Here is a 24,779-nt window from a genome sequence, read left to right as displayed (position 1 = left end):
GCCCCGCGGACGGGTGGGTCAGCCGGTGCAGTACTGCGACTCCTTGCCGATGGACCGGTACATGCAGTCCGAGTTCTCCAGCAGCTGGAGCACGGCGTCCCGGTTGCGCGAGGTCTCCCGCTCGATCACCTCGTCGGGCGGGTAGAAGCCGCCCCCGCCGAAGCCGCGCGGGTACATCTCGAAGGTGTAGCCGAAGATCCGCTGGCTGCCCCACAGCCAGTCGTCGATCGACCCGTCGGTGATGTACAGGTCGCTCGCCTGCTCCGCGGTGTAGCCGTTGCTGGCGGCCATCTTCCGGCCCACCGCGGCGAAGGCGTCCCGGTCGTCCCGGGTCATGCCGGGCGCGGTGTCGGAGTAGGTGTAGCCGAAGGGCCAGAGCACCAGCTCGCTGTAGGTGTGGAAGTCGATGGCCGTCCGGATCTGCTGCCTGCCGCCGACCACCCGGCTGCGGACGAAGTCCGCGACGACCTTCACCTCGGGCGCGGACTCGGCGGACCGCCCGCGGTAGGTGTTCGAGCCCGGGTAGCCGGAGGAGCCGCCGCAGCAGGCCCACTGGAAGGCCCAGTTGCGGTTCAGGTCGGTGCCGACGGCCGAGGAGCCGCTGTTGGGCTGGCGGTTCTTGCGCCAGCTCCGGTACGAGCCGGTGGCGATGTCGTACTCGCCGCCGTCCGGGTTGAGGTCGGGCACGATCCAGATCTCCCGGCCGTCCACGGCCGCGGTCACCCGCGGGTCGCTGCCGTAGTCCTCGCCGAACTCCCGCAGCAGGTAGAGCGCCATCTCGACGGTGAGATGCTCGCGGGCGTGCTGGTGGTGGGTGAACAGCACCTCCGGCTCGTCCTCGTCCGCCGCGACGTTGTCGCTGATCTTCACGGCGACGATGTCCCGGCCCTGGTAGCTCCTGCCGATGACCCGCTTGCTCATGATGTCCGGGTGCTCGGCGACCCGTCGGTCGATCTCCGCGGACATCTCCGCGTACGTGTGGTAGCGCGCGTCCGACGGGGGGAAGTCGGCGGGTCGCACGTCGGCCGTGCCGCGGTGCGCGGGGGGCGCGGGCAGCAGGGTGAGCCGGTGCCCGAGGCCGCGCAGGCGGCGCGCCTCGGAGGGGGTCGCGCTCACCACCAGGGTGTGGTCGGAGACCTCGTCGACCGCGGCGCCGGTCGCGGCGACGGCGCTGCGGTCGGCGGGGGAGGAGGGCCCGTGGACGAGGTACTGGCGGGTCTGCTCCGCGTCGCCGGAGGGCGCGGCCGGGATCCGCGCGGAGCGGTCGGGTGCGGCGGAGGCGGTCGCCGCGAGGGGCGCCGCCACGGCGAGGGCGACGACGGCCGCGAGCGCGGCCGACCGCCTGCCGAGGGGAGGGAGTCTCATGGGGTGGCTCCTGGGGGTGTGGGGGTCGCTGCGGTGCGGCGGGGCGCGGGGATCGGCACCCGCCGCAGGGCGTGCGGGGACATCGTCGAGTAATGGCATGTTCCGGTCAATACGAATCCCGGTCATCCCCGGGCTCTCCGGGCCCCCGCGCGGCGGGTGAGCCCATCGGACCACCCGAGGCCCTCTTGCGCGACGACCCGCGCCCCGCTTACGTGACGGCCGTCACCTGGTGGGACGAGCGGGAAGGCGGATGCATCCATGGCAGGCATCACCGAGGAGGGCGCGAGCGGTTCCGCGGCACCTCCCCGCAGGGCGGGTTGGCGGCTCATCGGTCCCGGGATCGTCGTCGCCGCCACCGGCGTCGGCGCCGGGGACCTGGTCGCCACCCTCGTCGCCGGAAGCCGCTACGGCTACACCCTCCTGTGGGCGGCCGTCATCGGCTGCCTCGTGAAGATCTCACTGGCGGAGGCGTGCGGCCGCTGGCACCTCGCCACCGGGCGCACCCTCTTCGAGGGCTGGCGCTCCCTCGGCCGCTGGACCACCGGCTACTTCGGCGTCTACGTCGTGGTCTGGGGCTTCGTCTACGGGGCGACCGCCATGTCCTCCAGCGCCCTGCCGCTGGCGGCCCTCTTCCCCGACGGGCCGGGGCTGCGTACCTGGGCCGTCGTCACCGGCCTGGTCGGGCTCGTGTTCGTGTGGTGGGGCCGCTACCCGGTCGTCGAGAAGGCGATGGCGGTCCTGGTCGGCGTGATGTTCGTGGTCGTGGTCTACGTCGCCGTCCGCGTCGCGCCGGACCTGGGCGCGGTGCTCGCCGGACTCGCCCCGGTCCTGCCGGACGGCTCGCTGCTCTACAGCCTGGGCCTGGTCGGCGGCGTCGGCGGGACGATCACGATGGCCGCCTACGGGTACTGGGTCAACGCCAAGGGCTGGAGCGGGCCCGGCTGGATGCGGGTCATGCGCCTCGACAACCGGGTCGCCTACCTCACCACGGGGATCTTCGTCGTCGCCATGCTGATCATCGGTGCGGAGCTGCTGCACTCCTCCCGGATCGCCCTGGAGGGGGGCGACCGCGGGCTGGTCGACCTGGGCGAGGTCCTCGCGGACCGGTACGGCTCCGCGACGGCCACGCTGTTCCTGGTCGGCTTCTTCGCGGCCTCGTTCTCCTCGCTGATCGGCGTCTGGCACGGGGTCAGCCTGCTGTTCGCCGACTTCGCCGGCCGGTTGCGCCGCGGGCGCGCCCGCGGCGGCCCGGCGGGCGGAGCGGCGGCTGACGGGGGCGTCGCGGGGGACGCGGAGGGCACCGGGGCGCCCGAGCGGACGACGGCCTTCCGTGCCTTTCTGCTGTGGCTGACCTTCCCGCCGATGCTGCTGCTCTTCCTCGACCGGCCGTTCGGGCTCGTCGTGGCCTACGGGGTCCTGGGGGCGTTCTTCATGCCCTTCCTGGCCACGACCCTGCTGTGGCTCCTCAACTCCCGCCGCACACCGCCCGAATGGCGCAACGGGCCGCTGTCCAACGCGATGCTCGCGGCGGCCGGGCTGCTGTTCGTCGTGCTGTGCGTCCAGCAGGTGCGCGAGCTGCCCTGGTGAGAACGCGGCCGGGCCCGTGCCGCCGGGGGAGCGGTCGGGCCCGGCCGGTGGCAACGGCTACGGCAGGTTGTGGACGTGCGGACCGACCGCGTTGGACCAGGCACTGCCCGCGGTCGCGTCCCAGTTGGTCGACCAGGTCATCGCGCCGCGCAGCGAGGGGTAGGTCCTCGACGGCTTGAAGGAACCGCAGTTGGTGCCGCGGGCCAGGCAGTCCAGGGCGCTGTTCACGACCGACGGCGGCACGTAGCCGCTGCCCGCGCCGCGGGTGGAGGCCGGCACGCCGAGGCCCACCTGGGAGGCGTCGAGGCCGCCCTCCAGCTGGATGCAGGCCAGTGCGGTCAGGAAGTCCACCGAGCCCTGCGAGTAGACCCTGCCGTCGCAGCCCAGCATGGAGCCGCTGTTGTAGTACTGCATGTTGACCACCGTGAGGATGTCCTTCACGTTGAGGGCCAGCTTGAAGTACTCGGTTCCGGTGTTCTGCATGTCGATGGTCTGCGGGGCCATCGTGAGCACCATCGACGGGCCCGCCTTGGCCGACAGCTGCCGCAGCGCCTTGGTCAGGTACGTGGAGTTGATGCCGTGCTCCAGGTCGATGTCCACCCCGCTGAAGCCGTACTCCTGCATCAGCGCCCAGGCGCTGTCCGCGAACGCCGTGGCGGAGGCGTCGCTGTTGATCGTGACGTTGCCCTTCTCGCCGCCGACGGAGATGATCACCGACTTGCCGGCGGCCTTCTTGGCGGCGATGTCCGCCTTGAAGTCCGCCACGGAGGCGTAGCCGACCGCCGGGTCGAGGTTGAAGACGATCTCACCCGGCACCGCCGTCGAGTCGGCGAAGGACACCGCGATGATGTCGTACTGCGCCTGCACGTCCCGCAGCTTCTGGACGGTGGCCCCGTTGTCGAAGTTCTGCCAGTAGCCGGTCAGCGCGTGGCGGGGCACCGACGGGTTGCCGGGACCGCCGCCGTCCTTGGCGGTGCGGCCGGTCACGGCGGGGGACTTCGCCGACTCCCCGGCCGTGTTGGTGGCCGTCACCTGGAACTGGTACGCGGTGTCGGGGGACAGCCCGCCGACCGTGGCCGAGGTGGCGGCCACCGACTGGACCTTCGTCCCGTCGCGGTAGACGTTGTAGCCGGTGGCGCCGGAGACCGCACCCCAGTTCAGGCCCACCGAGGTGGTGGTCACGGCGCCGAGGGAGGGCGTCGCGGGCGGCGACGGGACGACGGGGTCGGGGTCGGTGCCGCCGCCCCCGTCCGGCCCGAGGACGCTCACGTCGTCCACGTGGTACGCCGGGGTGCCGTACCAGCCGTGGGTGTAGAGGGTGACCGAGGTGGTGCTCGACCCGGTGGTGAAGGAGGTGGCGAGCCTGCTCCAGCCGGTGCTGCCCGGCGTCCAGGTGGACACGTCCTGGGTGCCGGTGCCGCTCGCGCCCAGGTACACGTAGCTGCCCTGCACCCAGGCGCTCACGGCGTAGGTGGAGTTCGGCCTGACCGCCAGGGTCTGGGTGCAGCGGGCGTTGTCCAGCCCGGCGGGCGAGGCCTTCAGGGCGCCCGCCCCGGTGCGCACGGGGGAGGACACGGCCGCACCGCTGCCCGCGGAGCAGGTCCAGTTGGCGAGCCCAGACTCGAATCCGGCGTTCTTGACGACGTTCACGTCGGCGGCCTGGGCCGTTCCGGCCGTGCCGAGGAGGCAGAGCCCGGTTCCGACGGCGAGCGCCATACCGGCGCCTAGCCATCTGCGGATGGGTGTGCTGCGGTCCACTTGCGTCCTCCGGTGGGGGAAGTCGGGGAGGGACCGGTCTCCGCGGCGTCGTGGAGACCGGGGGCGTACGGCGGCCACCGTGGAGGTACAAGCTGGTCCAGACCAATTGGCTTGTCAAGACCTCCCGCGCGACGGGCCCGGCGCGGGTGCGGGGGCCGCCGCCCGCCCCCCGGTGCGCGGCCGGAGGGCGCCGGTCCCTGCCCCAACCCCGCTTGTCCACACCCTTTCTGAGGGTTTGTCCGCACCGGCCGGCCCACCCCTGCGACGCTGCGTGCCGAAAGCCGTTCTCTGCGTCGTGGGAGGTGGATAAGGTGAGGTGGCGAGGAACACGGAGCCAGCAGGCGCCGCGGCCATCCGCCGCAGGCCGCCGCCGAAGCTGAACGGGGGATCAGCGTGCCGACCTCCATAGCCGTCACCAGCGCCGACCTCGTGCTGCCCGCCACCGACCACCACACGCCCACCGCGGCCCTGCTCCAGCACCCCGACGACCAGCCGCTGGAGGCGGCCGTCGCCGACATGCAGGTCCTCGTGGAGCAGTCCGGCTACGTGATCGCCCTGTACCCGGCCTCGCTCCCCGCCGCCCACCGCAGGCGGATCCACGCGGTCCGCTCCCTGCTGGAGAGCGACCGCATCGCCCTGCTCGCCTCTCCGCTCCCCCCGCTCGCCCTCTCCCTGCTGGTGCGCCAGCTGCGCCAGCTGTCGCTGTGCGACTTCGGCCCCGGGGTACTGGCCTCCGCCGCCCGGCTGCTCTCCCACTACCTGCACGCCGGGGCGCTGCTCGGCAGCGTGGCCCGCCTGGACCGCGTGCCCGTGGGCCTGAAGGCGCACGCCCGCTCCTGGGTCCCCGGCTCCCAGTTCGCCGTCGCCGCCCACCCCCGGGCGCAGCTCGTCAAGGCGGGCGCGGGTGAACTCGAAGGACCCGAGTACGCCACCCGGCTGCTGTTCGCCCGGGGGCAGCTGGCGGCGGACTGGGTCACCGACCACCTCGCGGCGGCCTGGCGGGTGCAGGACGTCCAGGAGGCCCCCCTGCCCGCCGCGTCCCCCGGGTGGTGGGGGACCGGACGGCTCGTGGAGTTCGCCGCGCACCTGCCCGACCTCACCGTGGTCCACCAGCTCGTGGCCTCGGTCCGCAGGGAGGACTGCCGCTGGTGCGGCCTCGAACTCATCGGCGACCGGTGCGGGTTCTGCGCCGCCCCCATCGGCCCCCGGGAGCCGCGCGACCGTGCCCCGGTCCCCCTGCGGCAGGGGACCCAAAGCAGCCTCGGCCCGTAGCCGCGCACCGGCCGCGCCACGGGCGTGCGCGGGGCCGGCCCTCCCGGGAGGGCGGAGGCGACCGGCACCACCCGACCACCCGACCGAACCCAGCCAGCCCACGTCTCCCCACGAGGTTGCCCCGCCCATGAACTCACGGCAGCGCCGCGGCGTCGTCCTCATGCTCCTGTCCGTACTCTGCGCCCTCGGGGCGTTCGCGGGCGTGCTGTCGGTGGTCAGCGACGTGAACGCCAAGGTCGGACCCGAGGTCACCGCCTACCGGGTGAAGGCCGACATCGCCCCGTACACCGAGCTCAGCGCCGGGCAGTTCGAGGAGGTCAGCATGCCCCGGCGGTGGCTCTCCGACAGCGCGGTGACCGACCTGGCCGCGGTCGAGGGCAGGACGGCCGTCACCCGGCTGCTCAAGGGATCGCTGCTCCAGCGGGACATGATGGTCCTCCGGCCCGCGCTGGAGGACGGCGAGCAGGAGATCGCCATCATGATCGACGCGGCCACCGGCGTCGCGGGCAAGATCACGCCCGGGGCCCGCGTCAACATCTTCGCCACCTTCGACGAGGAGTCCCGGGGCCGCGGCTCCGTTCCGGAGTCCCGGATCATCGTGGCCAACGCCAAGGTCATCGACGTCGGGCGGCTGACCCCCCTGGACCCGAAGGCCGGCGACCGCGGCCGGACCGTCACCCAGGCGGTGCCCATCACCTTCGCCCTGGACACCCAGGACGCCCAGCGGGTCGCCTTCGCCGAGTCCTTCGCGGTCCACGTCCGCCTCGCGCTGGTCGCCCAGGGCAGCCCCACGGACCTGCGCCCCGGCGAGGGCACCTACACCCTCGACGAGGACCGGGACCGGTGAGGCGGCCATGACGACACGCATCCTCCCCGCGGTCGGCGACGCCGACGTCGCCCGCTCGCTCGCCGGCCTGCTCGGCCAGCTGCCCGACAGCGAGCCCTCGGAGCCCGCCGGCGACTCGACCGCGCTGATCGACACGCTCGCCCGCCTCGCCTCGGAATCCCTCGACGAGCTTCCCGAGGTCGTCCTCGTCCACGAGCACATCGGCCCGGTACCCGCGCTGGAGCTCATCCGGGAGGTCGCCCTGCGCTTCCCCGCCGTGGGGGTCGTCCTCGTCACGGCGGACGCCGGCACCGGACTGTACTCCGCGGCCATGGACTCCGGGGCCCGCGGGCTGGTCGGCCTTCCGCTCTCCTACGAGGAGCTGGCCCAGCGCATCCAGGCCGCCGCCGCGTGGGCGTCGGGCGTCCGCCGCCACCTGGGCCAGGGCGCGGACGCGCCCACGGGGCCGGGGGGCACGGTCGTCGCCGTGGCGGGCGCCAAGGGCGGGGTCGGCACCACGGTCGCCGCCGTCCAGCTCGCCCTCGCCGCACGGGCCTCCGGCCGGACCGTCGCACTGGTCGACCTCGACCTCCAGGCCGGCGACGTCGCCTCCTACCTCGACGTCCAGTTCCGCAGGTCGGTCGTGGACCTGGCCGGGATCCAGGACATCTCGCCGCGGGTCCTGCAGGACGTCGTCTTCGTCCACGAGACCGGTCTCGGACTGCTCCTGGCGCCCGCCGACGGCGAGCGCGGCGAGGAGGTCACCGACCGCGCGGTCCGGCAGATCCTCGGCGCCCTGCGCCACCGCTACGAGGTGGTCGTCGTGGACTGCGGCACCCATATGACCAACGCCAACGCGGTGGCCGTGGAGACCGCCGACACCGCACTGCTGCTGACCACCCCCGACGTGGTGGCCGTGCGCGCGGCCAAGCGGACGGTCCGCCTGTGGGACCGGCTCCAGATCCGCAAGGCCGAGGAGACGGTCACCGTCGTCAACCGCCACACCCGGTCCACCGAGATCCAGCCCCAGCTCGTCGAGAAGATCACCCGCACCCGCACCGCCCGGTCCGTCGTCCCGGCGGCCTTCAAGGAGCTGGCGGCCGCGGTCGACGCCGGGCGGATGCAGGACCTGGACGCCAAGTCCGCCGTCAAGCAGGCTCTGTGGGCACTGGCGGCCGAGGTGGGCATGGTGGAGACTCCCGACGTACCCGGCAGGCGGGGACGGCAGCGCGGCGACCGGGGGCCCGCCGGCCTCCGGCGGCAGCGCGGCCGGTGACGGGGGCGGGACGTGGGGAACGGGACGAGGGCGCGCGGCGGACCGGCCGCCGCGGGGACCGCGGGGGGCGAGGGGGCGCGGGGAACCATGGGACGTACACGCACGGCGGGACGCGTCCCGCGCACGGCAGGGCCCTCGGCGCGCCCGGCGGGGTGCCGTCGGCGCCCGGCCGCCCGCGCCCGGCCGCACCCGCGCGCCGGCGGTCCCCGCGAGGAGAGGACCGCCGGTCCCGCCCGGTTCCGCCCCGGCGACGACCGGGGCCAGGCGGCCATCGAGTTCACCGGCATGGTGCCCGTGGTGCTCGCCACGATCGTCCTGCTCTGGCAGGCCGCCCTCGTGGGCTACTCCTTCTCCCTGGCGGGCCACGCCGCGGACGAGGCCGTGCGCGCCGGGGCCGTCGCGGAGGGCGACCGCGCGGGGGCCTGCGAGCGCGCCGGGCGGCAGGACCTGCCCGGTGCCTGGTCGGCCGAGATCGGCTGCTGGAGCGAGGGGGACCTGGTGAAGGCCACCGTGGACGTCAGGATCCCCGTCCTGTTCCCGGGCCTCTCCCTGGGGATCAACGCACCCGGCGAGGCCGCAGCGGTGAGGGAGAGCTGAGATGCGCCCACCCTGCGGACCCGAGCACCCCGCGCCCCGCCGCACCGGCCGCGACGAGCGGGGCCAGGCGGCCCTGGAGTACGTCGGTGTGATCACGGTCCTGCTGTTCACCGCCCTGGCGGCGATCCAGCTCGGCCTGGTCGCCTACGCGGCCCAGCAGGCCGGGACCGCCTCGCGTGCGGCCGCCCGTGCCGCCGCCTACGAGGGCGTCGACATCGGCCCCGAGGCCGCGGGCCGGCGGGCGCTGAGCGACTGGCTCGACGGCGAGTTCGCCGCCTCCTACGGAGAGGAGGAGGTGTCGGTCACGGCACGGGTCCGGGTGCCCGCGCTGCTGCCCCTCCTCGACTTCGGCACCGCCCAGCGCACCACCACCATGCCCCGCGACTGACGGCCGCCATGCGTGACCGCACGCCGACGACGACGCAACAGCACAGCACAGCGAGGGAGTTGAGGAGATGAGCCTGCGGGCGCGCATCAAGGGCCCCCAGCCGTCCGGCGGTCAGGGGGAGGGCGGCCACCTCGTCGGCGTCTACCGCGCGAAACTGCTGGAGGAGATCGACCTCGCGGAGATGTCCGCCCTCGCGGCGGCCGAGCGCAGGGCACGGCTGGAACGCGTCCTCGGCCACATCATCAGCCGCGAGGGCCCGGTCCTGTCCACCGCCGAGCGCTCCCAGCTGATCCGGCGGGTCGTCGACGAGGCCCTCGGCCTGGGCATCCTCGAACCCCTCCTGGAGGACGCCTCGATCAGCGAGATCATGGTGAACGGTCCCGAGCAGGTCTTCGTCGAGCGGCGCGGCAGGCTGGAGCAGCTGCCGATGCGCTTCTCCTCCACCGAGCAGCTGATGCAGACCATCGAGCGCATCGTCTCCACCGTCAACCGCCGGGTCGACGAGGCGAACCCGATGGTCGACGCCCGGCTGCCGTCCGGCGAGCGCGTCAACGTCATCATCCCGCCGCTCTCCCTCACCGGCCCGATCCTGACCATCCGCCGCTTCCCGCGGGCCTTCACCCTCCGGGAGATGATCGAACTCGGCTCCCTCGACGAGCAGATGACCCTGCTGCTCGCCGGACTGGTGCGGGCCAAGTTCAACATCATCGTCTCCGGGGCCACCGGCACCGGGAAGACGACCCTGCTCAACGCCCTCTCCGGGATGATCCCCGAGGGCGAGCGGATCGTCACCATCGAGGACTCCGCCGAACTCCGGCTCCAGCAGGCGCATGTGATCACCCTGGAGAGCCGCCCGCCCAACGTCGAGGGCCAGGGCCGCGTCACCATCCGGGACCTGGTGCGCAACAGCCTGCGGATGCGCCCCGACCGGATCGTCGTCGGCGAGGTCCGCGGCGGCGAGACCCTGGACATGCTCCAGGCCATGTCCACGGGCCACGACGGCTCCCTGGCCACCGTCCACGCCAACAGCGCCGAGGACGCCCTGCTGCGCCTCCAGACCCTCGGGTCGATGTCCGAGGTCGACATCCCCTTCGTCGCCATCAAGGACCAGATCAACAGCGCCGTGGACGTCATCGTCCAGCTCACCCGCCACGCCGACGGCTCACGGCGTGTCACCGAGATCGCCGTCGTCGACTCCCACGGGCGGCAGGACTACCGCATCGTGTCCGTCTGCCGCTTCCAGGCCCGGCCCCCGGCCCCGGACGGCCGGGTGCACGGGGAGTTCTCCTACCATCCGCTGCCGCGACGGGTCGCCGAGCGGCTCCACATGAAGGGCGAGGCGCCGCCGCCGGTCTTCGGGGTGGCGGACTCCGACGCCCAGCTGCTGATGCGCAGGCCGGCCGCCTGAGCCCCGCCCGCCCTCCCGAAGCCCCCGCCCCCGACACGAAGGTCCACCCGACATGGCCCACCTCCCCCAGCTGACGATCGGCGTCACGCTGCTCGCCTGCGTGCTCGGCGTGGCCGGCGTCCGCAGCTACGCCACGGGCCGGGCGCACCGGCAGGCCCTCGTGGAGCGGATGGCCCAGTCCCCGGAGCGCCACCACGGGGTGCGCCGCCGGCGCTTCGACGCCCTGGACCGCCGCCTGCGGACCACCCGCCCCGGCCGCCGCATCGAACGCCGGCTCGCCGCCACCGGCCTCGCCCTCACCCCCGGCGAGTACACCGTCTACACCGCGGGGGGCCTGCTCGCCGTCCACCTCGTCGTCGGCGCGGTCTTCGCCCCCTTCTTCGGCGTCCTGGCGGCGCTCGCCGGACTCTGGGGCGCCAACGCCTTCCTCACCTGGCAGCGCCAGAAGCGCACGGAGGCCTTCATCGGGCAGCTGCCGGAGCTCACCCGCGTCCTCGCCAACGCCACCCAGGCCGGACTCGCCATGCGCACCGCCCTGGCCATGGCCGCCGAGGAGCTCGACGACCCCGCGGGCTCCGAACTGGGCCGGGTCGCCGACCGCCTGGCCGTCGGGCACAGCCTGGACGACGCGCTCGGCGAACTCGCCGACCGGCTCCCCTCCCGCGAGCTCGTCGTCCTGGTCACCACGCTGGTGCTGTCCAACCGCGCGGGCGGCCAGATCGTCAGCTCCCTGCGCAACCTCACCGAGACCCTGGAGGAGCGCAAGGAGACCCGGCGCGAGGTCTCCACCACGCTCTCCCAGATCAAGGTCACCGCCGTCGCCGTGCCCCTCCTCGGGCTCGGCTTCCTGCTGATGATCAACGGCATGACCGAGGGGGCCCTGGACAAGATGACCGGCTCCGTCGTCGGCCAGGCGGGCGTCCTCCTCGCCTTCGGCATGTACGCCGTCGGGTTCTTCCTGATCCGCCGGCTGTCCCGGATCCAGGTCTGAGGGGGTGCACATGGGACTGATCCTCGCCGCCGTCGCGGCACTCGCCGTCTACGGCGCCTTCCACGGCGTCCGCATGTACCGGGCCGACGCCCGGCTCCCCGGGGACCTCGCACTCGCCCTCGAAGTGGGCGCCACGCGCACCACGGCCGTCGGCTCCGGCATCGACCGCCTGGGGATCCGCTTCGCCCCCGCCGTCCTGCGGTGGATGGGACCCCGCCGGGTGGACGCCCTGCGCCGGCGGCTGGACACGGCCGGAAACCCCCGGGGCCTGACCGTCGACCGCTACGCCGCCCGTCGTGCCGTGTACGGCCTCCTCGGCATCCTGGCGGCGCTGGCGACACTCCTGCGCGGCCAGCCCCTGGTGGCGCTCCTGGCCCTGCTGTACGGCCTGTTCTGGACCGACGTGCTGCTGCGGGCGTCCGTCCGCAGGCGCCGGGCGGACATCGAGCGGACGCTCCCCGACTTCCTGGACGTCCTCGCCGTGGTGGTCTCCGCGGGCCTGGGGTTCCGCCAGGCCCTGGAGCGCGTCGCGGACAGGTACACCGGCCCCTGGTCCGACGAACTGCGCATCACCCTGCGGCAGATGGACATGGGCGTCAGCCGCCGCGAGGCCTTCGAGCAGCTGCGCCGCCGCAACGACTCCGAACAGGTCTCCATGTTCGTCACCGCCCTGCAGCAGGGCGAGGAACTCGGCGCCCCCATCGTGGACACGCTCATCCAGATCGCCAACGACATGCGCCGCGCGGACGCCCAGAACGCCCGCCGCGCGGCCGCCAAGGCGGTGCCCAAGACCACGCTGGTGGTCACCATGGTGATGCTGCCCGCCACCATGATCCTCATCGTGCTCAGCTTCTACTACGGCTCGGGAGTGGACTTCGGCACCCTGCTCGGCGGCTGACCCGCCGCCTCCGGCCGCGGGGCCCCGTCCCCGCCCCCTCCGGACCGGCTCCCGTCCCCGCTTCTCCCCGGCCCGCGCCCCTGCGCACCGACCCCGAACGGGAGGTGATCCCCCGTGACCCCCGACCCGGACGCCCCTGCCCCGCTCCCTCCGGTGCCGCCCGCCCCGGGCTCCCCGCCCCGGACGTCGGCCCCCGCACTGCAGGTCAACGCGCTCCAGGCGCTGTGCCGCCAGACCTTCGGCTTCCGGCTGGCCATGATCGCGCTCGCCGCCCCGTTCGCCCTCGCCCACACCGCCCGCGGCCCCGCCACCTGGCTGATCAGCGCGGCGGTGCTGGTCACCTTCATGCTCTCCTACGTCCTGCTGCGCGACTGGGAGCGCTTCGGCCCCGTCCTGCTGCGGCACCCCTCGCTGCTGGCCGCCGACGCCCTCTTCGGCGCCCTGCTGCTGGTCACCGCCTCCCCCGAGTCGACGCTCGCCTACGTCACCCTGTGCACCCCGCTCCTCGCCGGACTCGTCTACGGCTGGCGGGGCGCGGCGGCCTTCGCGGTCCTGGAGTCCCTGCTCGTCGCCGGGGCCTACGCGGTGAACGACACCGTGGACGCGGGCGGCAACGCCCTGCTGCTGCCGGGGCTGTGCGTCATCGCCGGGGCCGTCGGCAGCACCCTGCGCAAGCTGATCCTCGACCTGGGCACCGCCACCCACGCCCTGAGCGGGGCCCGGGCCCGGATAGCGGCCCACGAGGCGGTGGAGGGCGAACGGGCCCGGCTCGCCCGCGAGATGCACGACTCGGTCGCCAAGACGCTGCACGGCGTCGCCCTCGCCGCCGAGGGGCTGGCGGCCGGAGTCGACCGCGGCGACCCGTCCGCCCTCCGGCGCCAGGCCGAACTCGTGGCCCGGGCCGCGCGGCGTGCCGCGGCCGAGTCCCGGGAGCTGCTCAGCGACCTCCGCCGAGGACCGGACCGCGAGGCGGGGACCGACCTCGCCGCCGCACTCCGCCACCGGGCGGCCGGCCCCGGCCGGGGGACGGGGCCGCGCGTCGCCTACCGCGACCTCGGCACCGGACCCCTCCCGCGGATCCCGGCCCCGCTCGCCCGGCAGCTCCTCGCCATCGCCGACGAGGCCGTCGAGAACGCCCGGCGGCACTCCGGGGCCGACGGGGTGGAGGTCGCCGCCGGGGTCGTCGGCGGCCTGCTGCGCGTCAGCGTCCGCGACGACGGGTGCGGTCTGCCGCCCGGCACCACACTCGACGGGCTGGCGCACTCGGGGCACTTCGGACTCCTGGGCATGGTCGAGCGTGCCGCGGCTCTCGGGGCCCGCATCCGCATCGGACGGGACACCTGCGCCGCGGGCACCGAGGTGCGGATCGACCTCCCGCTGCACCTGCTGCGCCCCGCACGCCCGGATACCGCCGCGGCCGGGGCGGCGGGCGTCGGGGCCCTCCCGGCCCCCCTCGCCGCCGCCGGGCCCCATGGCAACCACCCCGCCGCGCCTGCCGGTTCCGATCCCGCCGCGTCTCCCGGTGCCGGCCCCGTCGGTGCCGGCTCTCCGCGAGGCCGCCGCCGTCCGTCCCGTACCCGCTCCCGCACCCGACCCTGAGAGAGGAGGCCGCACCATGCCGCACGCGTTCGCCCGTCCTTCCGAGCCCTCCGGGGCCGCGCCACCGCGGGCTTCGGCCCCCACCCCGGACCCTGCCGTTCCGCACGGCGGAGCCCCCGGTGGCCATCCGCCGGAGACCACCCCGCTGCGCGTGCTGGTCGCCGACGACAACCCGGTCGTCCGGGCGGGGCTTGCGGCGCTGCTCCGGGGCGGCGGTGGCATCGAGGTGGTGGCCGAGGCCGCCGACGGCCGCCAGGCGTACGAGGCCACCCTCCGCCACCGGCCGGACGTGGTCCTGCTCGACGTCCGCATGCCCGGCGTGGACGGCCTCGCGGTCCTGCCCCGCCTGGTGGGCCTGGCCGCCGTCGTGATGACGACCTACAGCGCGGAGGACGAGGTCGTCCGGGAGGCCGTGCTGCGCGGGGCCGGTGGCTACCTCGTCCACGGCGAGTTCACCGCGGACGAACTCCTCGCCGCCGTGCGGGCCGTGCCCGGCGGCCGGGGCGCCTTCACCCCCTCGGCCTGCGGCGCCCTGGCCGCGGTGCCGGAACGGTCCGGGAGTGCGCTGCTGCTGCGGGGTCCGGACGGCCTGACCGGCTCGTCCTGCGGGGCGGGCACGGGACGGATCCACTCGTCTGCGAACGCACATAGTTGTCATCCGTACGAGTGGTCCGGTTTGCCCAACTCGTATGGGCGAGAGGGTGAACATCGTGTGCGGCCGACAGGGCAACCTCTCCGAATTGCTTCGCAAACGCAAGCGGATGTGGGACATTCGTGCAAGGGGGCCGGGGTGCCGGGGGCCCTGCCGACGGGACTGAGCCAGCGGGAGGTGGAAGTCATGGATTTGATCGCCTCGGGCATGACCAACCAGCAGATCGCCGCTGCCTGCTTCATCAGCCACAAGACGGTGAAGAACCACATCAACCACATCTTCGCCAAGCTGGACGCGGGCAGCAGAGGCGAGGCCATCGCCCTGTGGCACGGCCGTCCGCGCCCGGGACGAGGGGGCTGCGACCATGGCTGAGCGACCGGGTCCCGGCACGGCCGCCGGCGGCAGGGAAGCGCGGTGCGGGTGCGGGTGCCGCGATTGGGCCCCAAGACCCATGCGGCGGGGCGGTGTTCCGCCGTACCCTCCCCTTGTCGACAGTGCACCCGGCCGTTCCGCGGCCGATGACCGAGGGGACCACCATGTCGGACAACACGCTGAAGGCCGCCGCCCGCGTCAAGGTCCACATCGGCTCCTGGGCCGACACGGCCGCCCGCTCGCTCCGGCACCGCTCGGACCGGGGCCAGGGCGCGGTGGAGTACGTGGGGGTGATCGTGCTGGTGGCGCTGATCATCGTGGCGATCGTCGGGACGGGTGTGGCGGACGACATCGCGCAGGGGCTGACCGACAAGGTGAGCGAGATCCTCAACGCCGGCTGACGGCAAGCGCCCCCCGCGACACCGGGCAGGCCGCCCCCGTCTATCTCACGATGGTGGCGGGCCTGCTGTTTCTGGCGCTCGCCTTCTTCGCGGTCGGCCAGGCGGGCGCCACGCACAACGAGGCCCAGTCGGCTGCCGACGCGGCGGCGCTGGGCGCCGCCCAGGAGTCCCGTGACCGGCTCCGGGACGACCTGCTGGCCGGGCTGCTCGATCCCGTCTTCCTCGACGACGTCTTCAACGGTGAGTTCCCGGGAGCGGACGACGGCTGCGCGGCGGCCGCCCACTTCGCGGCCCGCAACGGCGCTGACGTCGGGGCGTGCCGGTGGATCACGGACGGGCGATGGGGCTTCACCGTCGACGTCGTCACGCAGGACGGCATGGGCGATTCCATTCTCCCCGGCACGGAGAACGCGCGTGCGACGGCCGGGGCCACCGCCGTCGTGGAGTCCCGGTGCACGTTCGAGCCCGTAGCGGACGAGGAGCCCCCCGCCGGTGAGGAGCCTCTGCCGGACGAGAGCGACGGCCCGCCCGCCGACGACGCGGAGGAACCCGAGGAGCCCTCGTCGCCCGGAGCGCTGCGGTGCGACGCGGAGGACTGGGTCATCGATCTGGAGCGCCTCGACCTTCCGGACATGGCCGACCTCTTCAGGGTTCGGCTGGCTGAGGACTGACTGGGAATGACCGCAAAGGAAGAACGCTGATGAGCATGTGGAAGAGAAGCAGGTCCCGACGACTCGGGGCCGCGGTCATCGGGGCATTGACCCTCGCGCTGGCGACGACAGCCTGCGGAACCGGAGGCACCGACACCCCCGGCAAGGACCCTGCTGTGTCCACCCCCGCGGCGACGGGCGAGGGCAAGGGCGGGACGCCGGGGGAGGGCGGGACGACCGTCCCCGACACCAGCCGGACTCTGGCCACCATCAACGGCAGCAACGGCTTCCAGTTCCTGGTCCACTCCGCGGCCCGGGACGAGGGAGGGTTCCTGACGGTCACCGGTGCCATCACGAACACGAGTTCCAAGGGGCTTGCGCCACGGGTCGTATGGAGCGGCCAGGAGAAGCAGGTCCGGGCGACAGGCCGCTCGCTCGCAGGCATCACGCTCGTGGACAAGAACGAGAAGAAGCGCTACTACGTCCTGCGGGACACCGACGGCTATCCGCTGACCACGACGGGCATCGACCGGCTGGACGCGGGGGAGTCGGTGACGTTCTTCGCCCAGTTCCCCGCCCCTCCCGCCACCACCACCGAGGTGGACATCCTCGTGCCGGAGATGCCCGTCGCCACGATCGAGCTGTCGTGATGCCCGCCGCCACCCGCCGCCACCGCAGGGCGGCCGCCGTCGCCGTCGCCGCCGTGCTGCTGTTCTCCGGGGCGCAGTTCTCCGCGGCGGCCGGCGCCCTCGCCGACGACGGACCGAGCGTCCCGCCCGGCACCGAGCCCACCGGGCGCCCGCCCGAGATCGACGGCCGCTCCCCGGGGCTCAGGCTCCGGGACGGCGCCACCCTCGCTCCGGCGAGGGTCCTGCCCATCGTGTCCATCGTCGAGACGGAGGGCGGTGAGGAACGCCGCGAGGAGACCAACGAGAGCCTGAAGTTCGCCCTCCAGGCCGAGGTGCTGTTCGGCAAGGACAGCGCTGAGCTCTCGGGAGCGGCACAGGCCCGCATCGCCTCGGTCGCGGCCGAGATCACCCGGCAGGGCTCCACACAGGTCCGTGTCTTCGGCTTCACCGACGACCTCGGCTCGGCTGCCCACGGCGACGTGCTGTCGAAGAAGCGGGCCGACGCCGTGCACCGGGTCCTCGCGCAGGAACTGGACTCCTCGGACATCCGCTACGAGATCCGGGGCTACGGCGAGCTGTTCCCGATCGCGGACAACAGCAGCGAGGAGGGCCGCAGGAAGAACAGGCGGGTGGAGATCTCCTTCCCCCGCGGCGACGGCTCCGGCGGCTGAGAGCCGCCCGCCGCCCGGGCGTCCGGCCGCACCACGGGTCCCGCAGTGCCTGCTGCGGGACCGAGCCCCCGCCCGGGAGCTCCTCCCGGAGGGCTCAGCCGTCCACCGCCGCGCGATGCGTGCCCTGCCGGCACCGGCCGCAGCGTTCGCGCCCGTCCCAGGAGCCCCAGCCGAAGTCCCCCGGCACGAGCGGGCGCCCCTCCAGCTCCTCCCGGACCACGGCCCGGTAGGACCAGACCGCCTCCAGGTACGGGTGGTAGGCGTCGTGGAACGCGGCCGAGTCCAGCGGAGCCCCCGCGCCCACGACCGCCCTGAGCGCGCGCAGTCTCTCGAACATCGCCTGCCCCGCCCCCGCGACGCGCGCGGTGGCGTCGAGGTACAGCCGCTCCCGCACCTCGTAGATCCCCGCCGCGCTGAGCGCGGTGCGGCTCGCCTCCTCCACGTCTGCGGCGCCCGCGCCCGGGACGCGCTCCTGGGCGAGGCGCCGGAGCTCGGTGTGGGCGGCCCCGGCCGCCGTGATGAACGCCGTGTAGAGCTCGCGGCGCCGCGCCCCGAGGCCCTGGTCGGCCTCCCGGCGGGTGCGCAGCCGGTCCGCCAGGACCGTTCCCGCGATGGCGATCACCGCTCCGCCCAGCGTGGCGACCAGCGTCCCCCACTCCATGTACGCCCCCGTGGTCCTCGGCTCCTGCCGCCGTCCGGTCCGGACGCAAGGTAGCACCGGTGCCGGCGGCCCCGCCGGGGCGAGGGCGGACGAGGGCCCGACCGTCAGCAGGCAGGCCCGGCACCCCGGTTGCGGCCCGTCCGCCTGTCCCGGGCCGGGCCCCGGTCCGCACCCGTCGCCACGACGGACACCCGGACCCCCGGCACCACGCCCCAGCCGGCCATCGACCCGGCCTCGGCCTCCAGGACGTGGCGCGCCCGCACCCGGACCATGCCCAGCCGTCCCGGGCGCAGGGTGTGCACGGCCAGGACCCGCAACCCGCGGTCCAGGTAGGCGACGTCGATCGGGAAGCGCATCCGGAAGGTGTGCACGGAGTTGCAGGGCGTCAGCAGCATCGCGCCCTCGATCCCGTCCCGGCCGAGCAGACCGCGGGCGCGCGTGCGGGAGGACGCCGCGATGCGCAGGGCGACCGGTGCCTCCTCCCGCCCCTCGACCAGCAGTTCGCCGACGCCGTCGTGCCACCTCCGCATACGGCGACGGTAGCGCGCCTCCCGCCGCGGCGGGAGGCCGCGGCCAGGCCCCCGGTGCGACGGGCCTGCGCCGGGGGCACCCGGGGAACGTGCCGTGCGTATCGCGGCGGGCCCGCGCGCCACCCTCTAGGGTCGGGGCGTGGACCTGCTGACACCCACCGCCGCCCTGGCCGCCGCGCTCTGGGGGGCCGCCGCCGGAACGCTCGTCCCCCGGGCCGCGTACCGGCTGTCGGTGCGGCCGGAGGAGCCCTGGCGCGACACCTGCCCCGCCGGGCACCTGCTCACCGGACCCGCGAGCGGCTGGCTCGGCCCGGCCCGCTGCGCGCCCTGCGCCTCCGGTGCCCCGGCCCGCCCCCGCCGCACGGATGCGCCCGCGGCGGTGGACGCCCCCGGGGGCACGGGCCCGGGCGGCGGCAGGGGACCGGCCGGGGACGCGGGCGACCGCGGTGGCGCGGGGGCGGTGTACGGGCGCTCGCTCCTCGCACCGCTCGTCACGGCGGCGGCCTGTCTGCTGGCCGCCCTGGCCACCGGGCCGCGGCCCGAGCTCGCGGTCTGGCTGCTGTGCATCCCCGTGGGCGTGCTGCTGGCGGTCGTCGACGGGGCGGTCCACCGCCTTCCCGACCGGCTGACGCTGCCACTGGCGGGGGCCGTGACCGTGCTGCTCGGCCTGGCCGCGCTCCTCCCGGGCGCGGGCGGTTCCTGGTCCGGGGCGCTCCTGGGCGGGGCGGGCCTCGGTACCGTCTACTTCCTCCTCTTCCTGCTCAACCCCCGGGGCCTGGGGTTCGGCGACGTGAAGCTCGCACTGCCGCTCGGCGCGGCCCTCGGGTGGTACGGCTGGGCCGTGCTTTTCGCGGGTGCCTTCGCGGGGTTCCTGCTCGGTGCGCTCTACGGCCTCGGGCTCGTCGCGCTGCGGCGCGCGGACCGCCGGACCGGTATCCCCTTCGGCCCCTTCATGCTCGCCGGGGCGTTCCTGGGCCTGCTGGCGGGAGCGCTCACGGTGCCGTGACGACGCGGCCCCGCCCCGCACTCCCCGGCCCTGCGGGCCCGCCCGCTCCGCAGGGCCGACGGGTGTCAGCCGGGCAGCACCTCGCCGCGGAACTCGTCCATCGTCAGGGACTGCCCGTCGGACGGCACCGTGACGGTGAACGCCTCGCCGAAGCCGCCGTACTCGGTGGTGCTGGTGCTCCCGTCGCGGGTGGCCTCCTGCCGGAGCAGGCGGTCCGGCGCGCCGCTGCTGACGAAGTAGGTGTCCGAGGCCCCGCCCGCCGTCACCTCGATCGCCAGGGCGTCGGTGCCGTCGATCGCGGTGACCTTGCCGGGGGCGAACTCGCCCGAGGGCGCGATGGCGAAGAAGGCCGTGCAGTCGCCCGTCTCGGTGGCCACGTAGGTGTCCTCGAGCCGTTCGGGGACGGAGATCGGCTGGCCCTTCTGGGCGAGCATCGCGGCGAAGAGCGGGGCGCTGGTGTAGCTGGTGCCGTCCTTGCAGTACATCTCGCCGTTGTGTTCCGGCGTGGAGCCGCTGATGCGCATCCGGAAGCCCTGCTCGGGGTCCCACCAGGTCTGCTGCGTTGCTCCCTCGAAGGCCGTCGTCGTCCCCGTGGCCGTGAACGAGGTCTCCCGCATGGCCTTGTTCACCGCCTCGATCCGCGAGGCGGCCGAGCCGTTCGCGGCCCCGCCGTCCGCGGGGTCGCCGGATCCCGCTCCGCAGCCGGTCGCCGTGGCGAGGAGCAGCACGGCCGCCGCGGGGAGGAGACGCCGTGTGGGGAGAGTGCGCACCGGGTGCCTTTCGATCGTCCGGCAGGTCCCCGGGATTCTCCCACCACCCCGCCGGCCCTCCGGCCCCCGGGGCGTCCGGGGCGCCGGGTCGGGCGACCCGCGGACGGCTGACGTTACGTCACGTGTTCGTCAAGGGACCGCACATGACGGGGTATCACCCTTTCGGAGGTACGACTCCGAGGGGCCGGCGGCCCGCTGACCCGGTTGTTCCCGTTCCGGTCGGGTTCCGTGACGTCCCCGCCGCGAATTCGACGCGCGGTTGTGGCATGGCGGGTCACCCATCCGCCCTTACGAAGGGTTATGGTGGAAACCCCCCCTCGGGCCGGTCCGTATCCCCCCCACGGACCGGCCCGTTTTCGTGTCGCCGCCCCCCGCGGCGGAGGTCAGCCCCGGGCGGCCCAGATGTTGGTCCCGGCGGTGTCCACGGCGAAGGCGTCGATCTCCGAGAGCTCCGCGTCCGTGAGCGGCGGCCCCGAGAGGGCGGCCACGTTCTCCTCCAGCTGCCGCACGTGGGAGGCGCCGATCAGCGCGGAGGTCATCCGGGGGTCGCGCAGCACCCAGGTGAGCGCCAGCTGCGCCAGGGTCTGCCCACGGCGGGCGGCGATGTCGTTCAGCCCGTGCAGCCGCCGCAGCACCTCGTCCGAGAGCAGATCCGGGTCGAGGGACTTCCCCTGGGCCGCGCGCGAGCCCTCCGGGATCCCCTTGAGGTACTTGCCCGTGAGCAGCCCCTGGGCGAGCGGGACGAAGGAGATGCAGCCCATCCCGGCCCCCTCCAGGGTGTCGAGCAGCGCGTCGTCCTCGATCCACCGGTTGATCATCGAGTAGGACGGCTGGTGGATGAGGGCGGGCACCCCCATCTCCCTCAGCAGCCGCGCCGCCTCGGCGGTCTGCTCCGCGGTGTAGGAGGAGACGCCCACGTACAGGGCCTTGCCCTGGTGCACCGCGGAGGCCAGCGCCCCCATGGTCTCCTCCAGCGGCGTGTCCTTGTCGAAGCGGTGCGAGTAGAAGATGTCGACGTAGTCGAGGCCCATCCGCTCCAGCGAGGCGTCCAGGGAGGACAGCAGGTACTTGCGGGAGCCCCACTCGCCGTAGGGTCCCGGGTGCATCAGGTAGCCGGCCTTGGTCGAGACGACCAGCTCGTCGCGGTACGCGGCGAAGTCCTGGGAGAGGATCGTGCCGAAGTTCCGCTCGGCCGAGCCGGGCGGAGGGCCGTAGTTGTTCGCGAGGTCGAAGTGGGTCACACCCAGGTCGAAGGCCCGGCGCAGGATCGCCCGCTGGGATTCCAGCGACCGGTCGCCGCCGAAGTTGTGCCACAGGCCGAGCGAGATCGCGGGGAGCCTGAGCCCGGAGCGCCCGGCACGCCGGTACTCCATGGCGTCGTACCGGTCCTCGGCGGGCAGGTGGTGGAGGGAGAGAGTCACGCTTCCCTCCCTATCACGGACTTGTGACACACCGGGTTGGGCCCCCGTGGCCCCGCCGCAGTACTGTGGCGCCTTCGGGGACTGCCGTATCGAGGGGTGTAACCACAGTGAACCTGCGCGACCTGGTGTACGGGCTCTACGCACGCCGGGTGGAGGGCCGCCTCGACCACGCCCAGGTGCCCAAGCACATCGGTGTGATCCTCGACGGCAACCGGCGCTGGGCCAAGGCGTCGGGCGGCACCGCGGCGCAGGGCCACCAGGCGGGTGCGGACAAGATCTCCGAGCTGCTCGGCTGGTGCGACGAGACCGACGTGGAGGTCGTCACCCTGTGGCTGCTGTCCACGGACAACTTCGACCGTCCCGCGGAGGAGCTCACCCCGCTCCTGCGCATCATCGAGAACACGGTCCGCAACCTCGCGGCGGACGGCCGCTGGCGCGTGCATCACGTGGGCACCCTCGACCTGCTGCCCGCCGAGACGCAGACCGTCCTGAAGGAGGCCGAGGAGGCCACCTCCGGCATCGACGGGATACTCGTCAACGTCGCGGTCGGGTACGGCGGGCGCCAGGAGATCGCCGACGCCGTCAGGTCCCTGCTGCTGGACCACGCGGCCAAGGGCACCAGCTTCGAGGCGCTCGCCGAGACCGTCGACATCGACCTGATCTCCGAGCACCTCTACACCCGCGGACAGCCCGACCCGGACCTGGTGATCCGCACCAGCGGCGAGCAGCGGCTGTCCGGTTTCATGCTCTGGCAGAGCGCCCACTCCGAGTACTACTTCTGCGAGGTCTTCTGGCCCGCGTTCCGGAAGGTCGACTTCCTGCGGGCCCTGCGGGACTACGCGGCACGCCACCGCCGCTACGGCGGCTGACCGGCTGACCCGGGGCCCCGCCCCGGTGCCCGCCCCCGCGCCGGGGACGTGCCCCGCGGCGCCCCGGATGCGCCGCCCGGGCCCGGCGGCCCGGAGCCTGGCCGCCTCGCACCGGGTCCGCCGCCCGGGCGGGACGCCCCCCGCGCCGCCCGCCGGACCGCCCGCCACCTGGCCGCTCCGCCGTGCCGGCACCGCAAGGGCGCGGGACGGGGCGCGGCGGCGCGGGCGGTGCCGCCGGTCCGCCCGAAGGGGTGTCATCCGGTGTTCACCCGGGCGACGACACGTGTCATGGCATGGCCGCAGTTGTTCGAGGGAATACCACTTCCAGGTCGACGTCCGATCCACGGACGTCGTATCTCAGTGAGCGGCCGACACCGCTCACCCGGGAGGCCCTTTGCACACCGAGGACTGCCCCGGCCCTCGCGGCCGGTGCGCGCACCGCACGGACCACCGGGCCCGTGCGGCCCGCGGGAGGGGCCGGTGTCCGGCCCGTGCACCGGGCCCGCACCCGGCCCGTCCTCCGCTCCGGCGGCTGGACCCATGGTCCGCGACGCGGTCGCCCGCCGTCGCACCCCGACCTCGTCCGAGGGGGTACGTCCTTCCGTGGTGAACAGTACTAAGCGCCGCCTGCCCGACAGGCGCACCTACGTTCTCGACACCAGCGTCCTGCTGGCCGATCCGCACGCCATGAGCCGCTTCGACGAGCACGAGGTGGTGCTGCCGATCGTGGTGATCACGGAACTGGAGGCCAAGAGGCACCATCCGGAGCTCGGATACTTCGCCCGGCAGGCGCTGCGCCTGCTCGACGACTTCCGCGTCCGGTACGGCCGCCTCGACGCACCGCTCCCGATCGGCGATCTCGGCGGCACGCTCCGCGTCGAGCTGAACCACTCCGATCCCGGGGTGCTCCCGGCCGGTTTCCGGCTCGGCGACAACGACTCCCGGATCCTCGCCGTCGCGCGCAACCTCCAGGCCGAGGGGTACGACGTCACCGTCGTCTCCAAGGACCTGCCGCTGCGCATCAAGGCGTCGTCGGTGGGGCTGCTCGCGGAGGAGTACCGGGCCGAACTCGCGATCACGGACACCGGTTGGACCGGTATGTCCGAACTGCCGCTCTCCGGCGAGCAGGTCGACCTGCTGTTCGCGGAGGAGACCCTGTACGTCCCCGAGGCGGCCGACCTGCCCGTGCACACCGGGCTCGTCCTGGCCTCGGAGCGGGGCAAGGCGCTGGGGCGGGTCACTCCGGAGGGGACGGTGCGCCTGGTCCGCGGGGACCGGGAGGCCTTCGGCATCCACGGCCGCAGCGCCGAGCAGCGCATCGCACTCGACCTGCTGCTCGACCAGGAGGTCGGCATCGTCTCCCTCGGCGGCCGCGCCGGCACCGGCAAGTCGGCGCTCGCGCTGTGCGCGGGGCTGGAGGCCGTGCTGGAGCGCCGTCAGCACCAGAAGGTGATGGTCTTCCGCCCGCTCTACGCGGTGGGCGGCCAGGACCTGGGCTACCTGCCCGGTACCGAGGCCGAGAAGATGAGCCCCTGGGCGCAGGCGGTGTTCGACACGCTGTCCGCCGTGGCCGGGCGCGAGATCATCGAGGAGGTGCTGGGCCGCGGCATGCTGGAGGTGCTCCCGCTGACCCACATCCGGGGCCGCTCCCTGCACGACGCCTTCGTCATCGTCGACGAGGCGCAGTCGCTGGAGCGCAACGTCCTGCTGACGGTCCTGTCGCGGGTGGGGGCGAACTCGCGTGTCGTGCTGACCCACGATGTCGCGCAGCGGGACAACCTCCGGGTGGGGCGGTACGACGGAGTGGTCGCCGTGGTCGAGAAGCTGAAGGGGCATCCGCTCTTCGCACACGTCACGCTGACGCGCTCGGAGCGCTCCCAGATCGCCGCCCTGGTGACCGAAATGCTGGAGGACGGACGGGTCTGACCGCTGATGTCCCCCGGTCTCCGACGGGCATGAAACCGCTTATCGGACAAAAGGGCTGAAGGAGTTGGCGCCGTCCGGCGAAGCGCGAAAGCGTAGCCGGGCGGCGCCGCGCTGCGCGCCCTTTCCGTCAAAAGCCCTGACCCAAACGGGGTGTGACCTTTCCCACGCAACGGGGAATTGCCTTGCGCCGTCGGCTTCCGGCAGAGTCTTGCTTCCGTCAGGCCCCGCATGCGACCCAACCGCACCATCCGTGGTG

The 24,779-nt window shown here is 74.0% G+C and carries 24 protein-coding genes; 18 read left to right on the top strand and 6 right to left on the bottom strand.

All coding sequences use genetic code 11. The annotated features are described in order from the left end of the window. Positions 1-18: 18 nt before the first annotated feature. Positions 19-1,365, bottom strand: coding sequence for a M14 family metallopeptidase (locus NPS70_RS15390; protein WP_256524798.1), 1,347 nt, complete (start codon positions 1,363-1,365; stop codon positions 19-21). Between the two features lie 258 nt (positions 1,366-1,623). Between NPS70_RS15390 and NPS70_RS15385 the strand changes: the two genes are divergently transcribed. Next, entirely contained in the window at positions 1,624-2,952 is a 1,329-nt protein-coding gene (locus tag NPS70_RS15385; RefSeq protein ID WP_256524797.1) for an Nramp family divalent metal transporter, read from the top strand. Between the two features lie 57 nt (positions 2,953-3,009). On the opposite strand, the gene NPS70_RS15380 is transcribed toward NPS70_RS15385, so the two are convergent. After that, a complete protein-coding gene (locus NPS70_RS15380) occupies positions 3,010-4,668 on the bottom strand; it encodes a chitinase (protein ID WP_256524796.1) in 1,659 nt (552 codons plus the stop codon). A gap of 435 nt (positions 4,669-5,103) precedes the next feature. On the opposite strand from NPS70_RS15380, the gene NPS70_RS15375 reads away from it, so the two are divergent. From NPS70_RS15375 to NPS70_RS15310, 14 genes are all read left to right on the top strand, one after another. Continuing rightward, entirely contained in the window at positions 5,104-5,982 is an 879-nt protein-coding gene (locus NPS70_RS15375) for a hypothetical protein (RefSeq protein WP_256524795.1), read from the top strand. 127 nt (positions 5,983-6,109) lie between these two features. Then, positions 6,110-6,829, top strand: a complete 720-nt coding sequence (gene cpaB, locus NPS70_RS15370; protein ID WP_256524794.1) for a Flp pilus assembly protein CpaB — start codon at positions 6,110-6,112, stop codon at positions 6,827-6,829. 7 nt (positions 6,830-6,836) lie between these two features. Continuing rightward, the gene (locus NPS70_RS15365) at positions 6,837-8,084 is read left to right on the top strand and encodes a P-loop NTPase (RefSeq protein ID WP_256524793.1); all 1,248 of its coding nucleotides are present in this window, start codon (positions 6,837-6,839) and stop codon (positions 8,082-8,084) included. A gap of 87 nt (positions 8,085-8,171) precedes the next feature. Then, the gene (locus NPS70_RS15360; protein ID WP_256524792.1) at positions 8,172-8,681 is read left to right on the top strand and encodes a TadE family protein; all 510 of its coding nucleotides are present in this window, start codon (positions 8,172-8,174) and stop codon (positions 8,679-8,681) included. A gap of 1 nt (position 8,682) precedes the next feature. Then, the gene (locus tag NPS70_RS15355; RefSeq protein ID WP_256524791.1) at positions 8,683-9,069 is read left to right on the top strand and encodes a TadE/TadG family type IV pilus assembly protein; all 387 of its coding nucleotides are present in this window, start codon (positions 8,683-8,685) and stop codon (positions 9,067-9,069) included. Positions 9,070-9,136: 67 nt separating this feature from the next. After that, positions 9,137-10,477 (top strand): CpaF family protein, encoded by a 1,341-nt coding sequence (locus NPS70_RS15350; protein ID WP_256524790.1) that lies wholly within the window; start codon positions 9,137-9,139, stop codon positions 10,475-10,477. A gap of 52 nt (positions 10,478-10,529) precedes the next feature. Next, positions 10,530-11,468 carry a type II secretion system F family protein gene (locus NPS70_RS15345; protein WP_256524789.1) on the top strand — a complete coding sequence of 313 codons (939 nt, stop codon included), beginning with the start codon at positions 10,530-10,532 and terminating at the stop codon, positions 11,466-11,468. 10 nt (positions 11,469-11,478) lie between these two features. Further along, the gene (locus NPS70_RS15340; protein WP_256524788.1) at positions 11,479-12,366 is read left to right on the top strand and encodes a DUF5936 domain-containing protein; all 888 of its coding nucleotides are present in this window, start codon (positions 11,479-11,481) and stop codon (positions 12,364-12,366) included. A gap of 114 nt (positions 12,367-12,480) precedes the next feature. Then, positions 12,481-13,965: a sensor histidine kinase gene (locus NPS70_RS15335; RefSeq protein ID WP_374212005.1), complete on the top strand. Its 1,485-nt coding sequence runs from the start codon at positions 12,481-12,483 to the stop codon at positions 13,963-13,965. A gap of 16 nt (positions 13,966-13,981) precedes the next feature. Next, positions 13,982-14,989 (top strand): response regulator transcription factor, encoded by a 1,008-nt coding sequence (locus NPS70_RS15330; protein ID WP_256524787.1) that lies wholly within the window; start codon positions 13,982-13,984, stop codon positions 14,987-14,989. A gap of 164 nt (positions 14,990-15,153) precedes the next feature. Beyond that, positions 15,154-15,390 carry a hypothetical protein gene (locus tag NPS70_RS15325; RefSeq protein ID WP_256524843.1) on the top strand — a complete coding sequence of 79 codons (237 nt, stop codon included), beginning with the start codon at positions 15,154-15,156 and terminating at the stop codon, positions 15,388-15,390. After that, positions 15,387-16,061 (top strand): pilus assembly protein TadG-related protein, encoded by a 675-nt coding sequence (locus tag NPS70_RS15320; RefSeq protein ID WP_256524842.1) that lies wholly within the window; start codon positions 15,387-15,389, stop codon positions 16,059-16,061. Before NPS70_RS15325 ends, NPS70_RS15320 begins: the two co-directional genes overlap by 4 nt. Before the next feature lie 29 nt (positions 16,062-16,090). Continuing rightward, positions 16,091-16,690, top strand: coding sequence for a hypothetical protein (locus NPS70_RS15315; protein ID WP_256524786.1), 600 nt, complete (start codon positions 16,091-16,093; stop codon positions 16,688-16,690). Beyond that, positions 16,690-17,340: an OmpA family protein gene (locus NPS70_RS15310; RefSeq protein WP_256524785.1), complete on the top strand. Its 651-nt coding sequence runs from the start codon at positions 16,690-16,692 to the stop codon at positions 17,338-17,340. Before NPS70_RS15315 ends, NPS70_RS15310 begins: the two co-directional genes overlap by 1 nt. A 94-nt stretch (positions 17,341-17,434) precedes the next feature. On the opposite strand, the gene NPS70_RS15305 is transcribed toward NPS70_RS15310, so the two are convergent. Together NPS70_RS15305 and NPS70_RS15300 are read right to left on the bottom strand one after the other, a co-directional pair. Then, complete coding sequence (locus NPS70_RS15305; RefSeq protein ID WP_256524784.1) at positions 17,435-18,001, bottom strand: CchlQ; 567 nt, start codon at positions 17,999-18,001, stop codon at positions 17,435-17,437. Between the two features lie 104 nt (positions 18,002-18,105). Continuing rightward, positions 18,106-18,531, bottom strand: coding sequence for a DUF192 domain-containing protein (locus tag NPS70_RS15300; RefSeq protein WP_256524783.1), 426 nt, complete (start codon positions 18,529-18,531; stop codon positions 18,106-18,108). A 148-nt stretch (positions 18,532-18,679) separates the two neighbouring features. Between NPS70_RS15300 and NPS70_RS15295 the strand changes: the two genes are divergently transcribed. Beyond that, positions 18,680-19,537: an A24 family peptidase gene (locus tag NPS70_RS15295; RefSeq protein WP_305885935.1), complete on the top strand. Its 858-nt coding sequence runs from the start codon at positions 18,680-18,682 to the stop codon at positions 19,535-19,537. A gap of 65 nt (positions 19,538-19,602) precedes the next feature. On the opposite strand, the gene NPS70_RS15290 is transcribed toward NPS70_RS15295, so the two are convergent. Next, complete coding sequence (locus NPS70_RS15290) at positions 19,603-20,307, bottom strand: hypothetical protein (RefSeq protein ID WP_256524781.1); 705 nt, start codon at positions 20,305-20,307, stop codon at positions 19,603-19,605. A gap of 383 nt (positions 20,308-20,690) precedes the next feature. Beyond that, positions 20,691-21,728 carry an L-glyceraldehyde 3-phosphate reductase gene (gene mgrA / locus NPS70_RS15285; RefSeq protein ID WP_308315015.1) on the bottom strand — a complete coding sequence of 346 codons (1,038 nt, stop codon included), beginning with the start codon at positions 21,726-21,728 and terminating at the stop codon, positions 20,691-20,693. A 107-nt stretch (positions 21,729-21,835) separates the two neighbouring features. Between mgrA and NPS70_RS15280 the strand changes: the two genes are divergently transcribed. Next, positions 21,836-22,597 (top strand): isoprenyl transferase, encoded by a 762-nt coding sequence (locus NPS70_RS15280; protein ID WP_256524780.1) that lies wholly within the window; start codon positions 21,836-21,838, stop codon positions 22,595-22,597. Positions 22,598-23,200: 603 nt separating this feature from the next. Beyond that, a complete protein-coding gene (locus NPS70_RS15275) occupies positions 23,201-24,523 on the top strand; it encodes a PhoH family protein (RefSeq protein WP_256524779.1) in 1,323 nt (440 codons plus the stop codon). Positions 24,524-24,779: the final 256 nt, after the last annotated feature.

The organism is Streptomyces sp. C10-9-1 (assembly GCF_024497955.1).
Taxonomy (GTDB): domain Bacteria; phylum Actinomycetota; class Actinomycetes; order Streptomycetales; family Streptomycetaceae; genus Streptomyces; species Streptomyces sanyensis.
The sequence above is the reverse complement of the archived record's forward strand: the minus strand, read 5'-3'. Positions and strand labels throughout refer to the sequence as shown.

What these genes read in the sequence shown, in the direction of transcription:
- NPS70_RS15390 (WP_256524798.1), bottom strand. Translation starts at nt 1,365, where the DNA reads ATGAGACTCCCTCCCCTCGGCAGGCGGTCGGCCGCGCTCGCGGCCGTC.
- NPS70_RS15385 (WP_256524797.1), top strand. Translation starts at nt 1,624, where the DNA reads ATGGCAGGCATCACCGAGGAGGGCGCGAGCGGTTCCGCGGCACCTCCC.
- NPS70_RS15380 (WP_256524796.1), bottom strand. Translation starts at nt 4,668, where the DNA reads ATGGCGCTCGCCGTCGGAACCGGGCTCTGCCTCCTCGGCACGGCCGGA.
- cpaB (WP_256524794.1), top strand. Translation starts at nt 6,110, where the DNA reads ATGAACTCACGGCAGCGCCGCGGCGTCGTCCTCATGCTCCTGTCCGTA.
- NPS70_RS15365 (WP_256524793.1), top strand. Translation starts at nt 6,837, where the DNA reads ATGACGACACGCATCCTCCCCGCGGTCGGCGACGCCGACGTCGCCCGC.
- NPS70_RS15360 (WP_256524792.1), top strand. Translation starts at nt 8,172, where the DNA reads ATGGGACGTACACGCACGGCGGGACGCGTCCCGCGCACGGCAGGGCCC.
- NPS70_RS15355 (WP_256524791.1), top strand. Translation starts at nt 8,683, where the DNA reads ATGCGCCCACCCTGCGGACCCGAGCACCCCGCGCCCCGCCGCACCGGC.
- NPS70_RS15350 (WP_256524790.1), top strand. Translation starts at nt 9,137, where the DNA reads ATGAGCCTGCGGGCGCGCATCAAGGGCCCCCAGCCGTCCGGCGGTCAG.
- NPS70_RS15345 (WP_256524789.1), top strand. Translation starts at nt 10,530, where the DNA reads ATGGCCCACCTCCCCCAGCTGACGATCGGCGTCACGCTGCTCGCCTGC.
- NPS70_RS15340 (WP_256524788.1), top strand. Translation starts at nt 11,479, where the DNA reads ATGGGACTGATCCTCGCCGCCGTCGCGGCACTCGCCGTCTACGGCGCC.
- NPS70_RS15330 (WP_256524787.1), top strand. Translation starts at nt 13,982, where the DNA reads ATGCCGCACGCGTTCGCCCGTCCTTCCGAGCCCTCCGGGGCCGCGCCA.
- NPS70_RS15325 (WP_256524843.1), top strand. Translation starts at nt 15,154, where the DNA reads ATGTCGGACAACACGCTGAAGGCCGCCGCCCGCGTCAAGGTCCACATC.
- NPS70_RS15315 (WP_256524786.1), top strand. Translation starts at nt 16,091, where the DNA reads ATGAGCATGTGGAAGAGAAGCAGGTCCCGACGACTCGGGGCCGCGGTC.
- NPS70_RS15310 (WP_256524785.1), top strand. Translation starts at nt 16,690, where the DNA reads ATGCCCGCCGCCACCCGCCGCCACCGCAGGGCGGCCGCCGTCGCCGTC.
- NPS70_RS15305 (WP_256524784.1), bottom strand. Translation starts at nt 18,001, where the DNA reads ATGGAGTGGGGGACGCTGGTCGCCACGCTGGGCGGAGCGGTGATCGCC.
- NPS70_RS15300 (WP_256524783.1), bottom strand. Translation starts at nt 18,531, where the DNA reads ATGCGGAGGTGGCACGACGGCGTCGGCGAACTGCTGGTCGAGGGGCGG.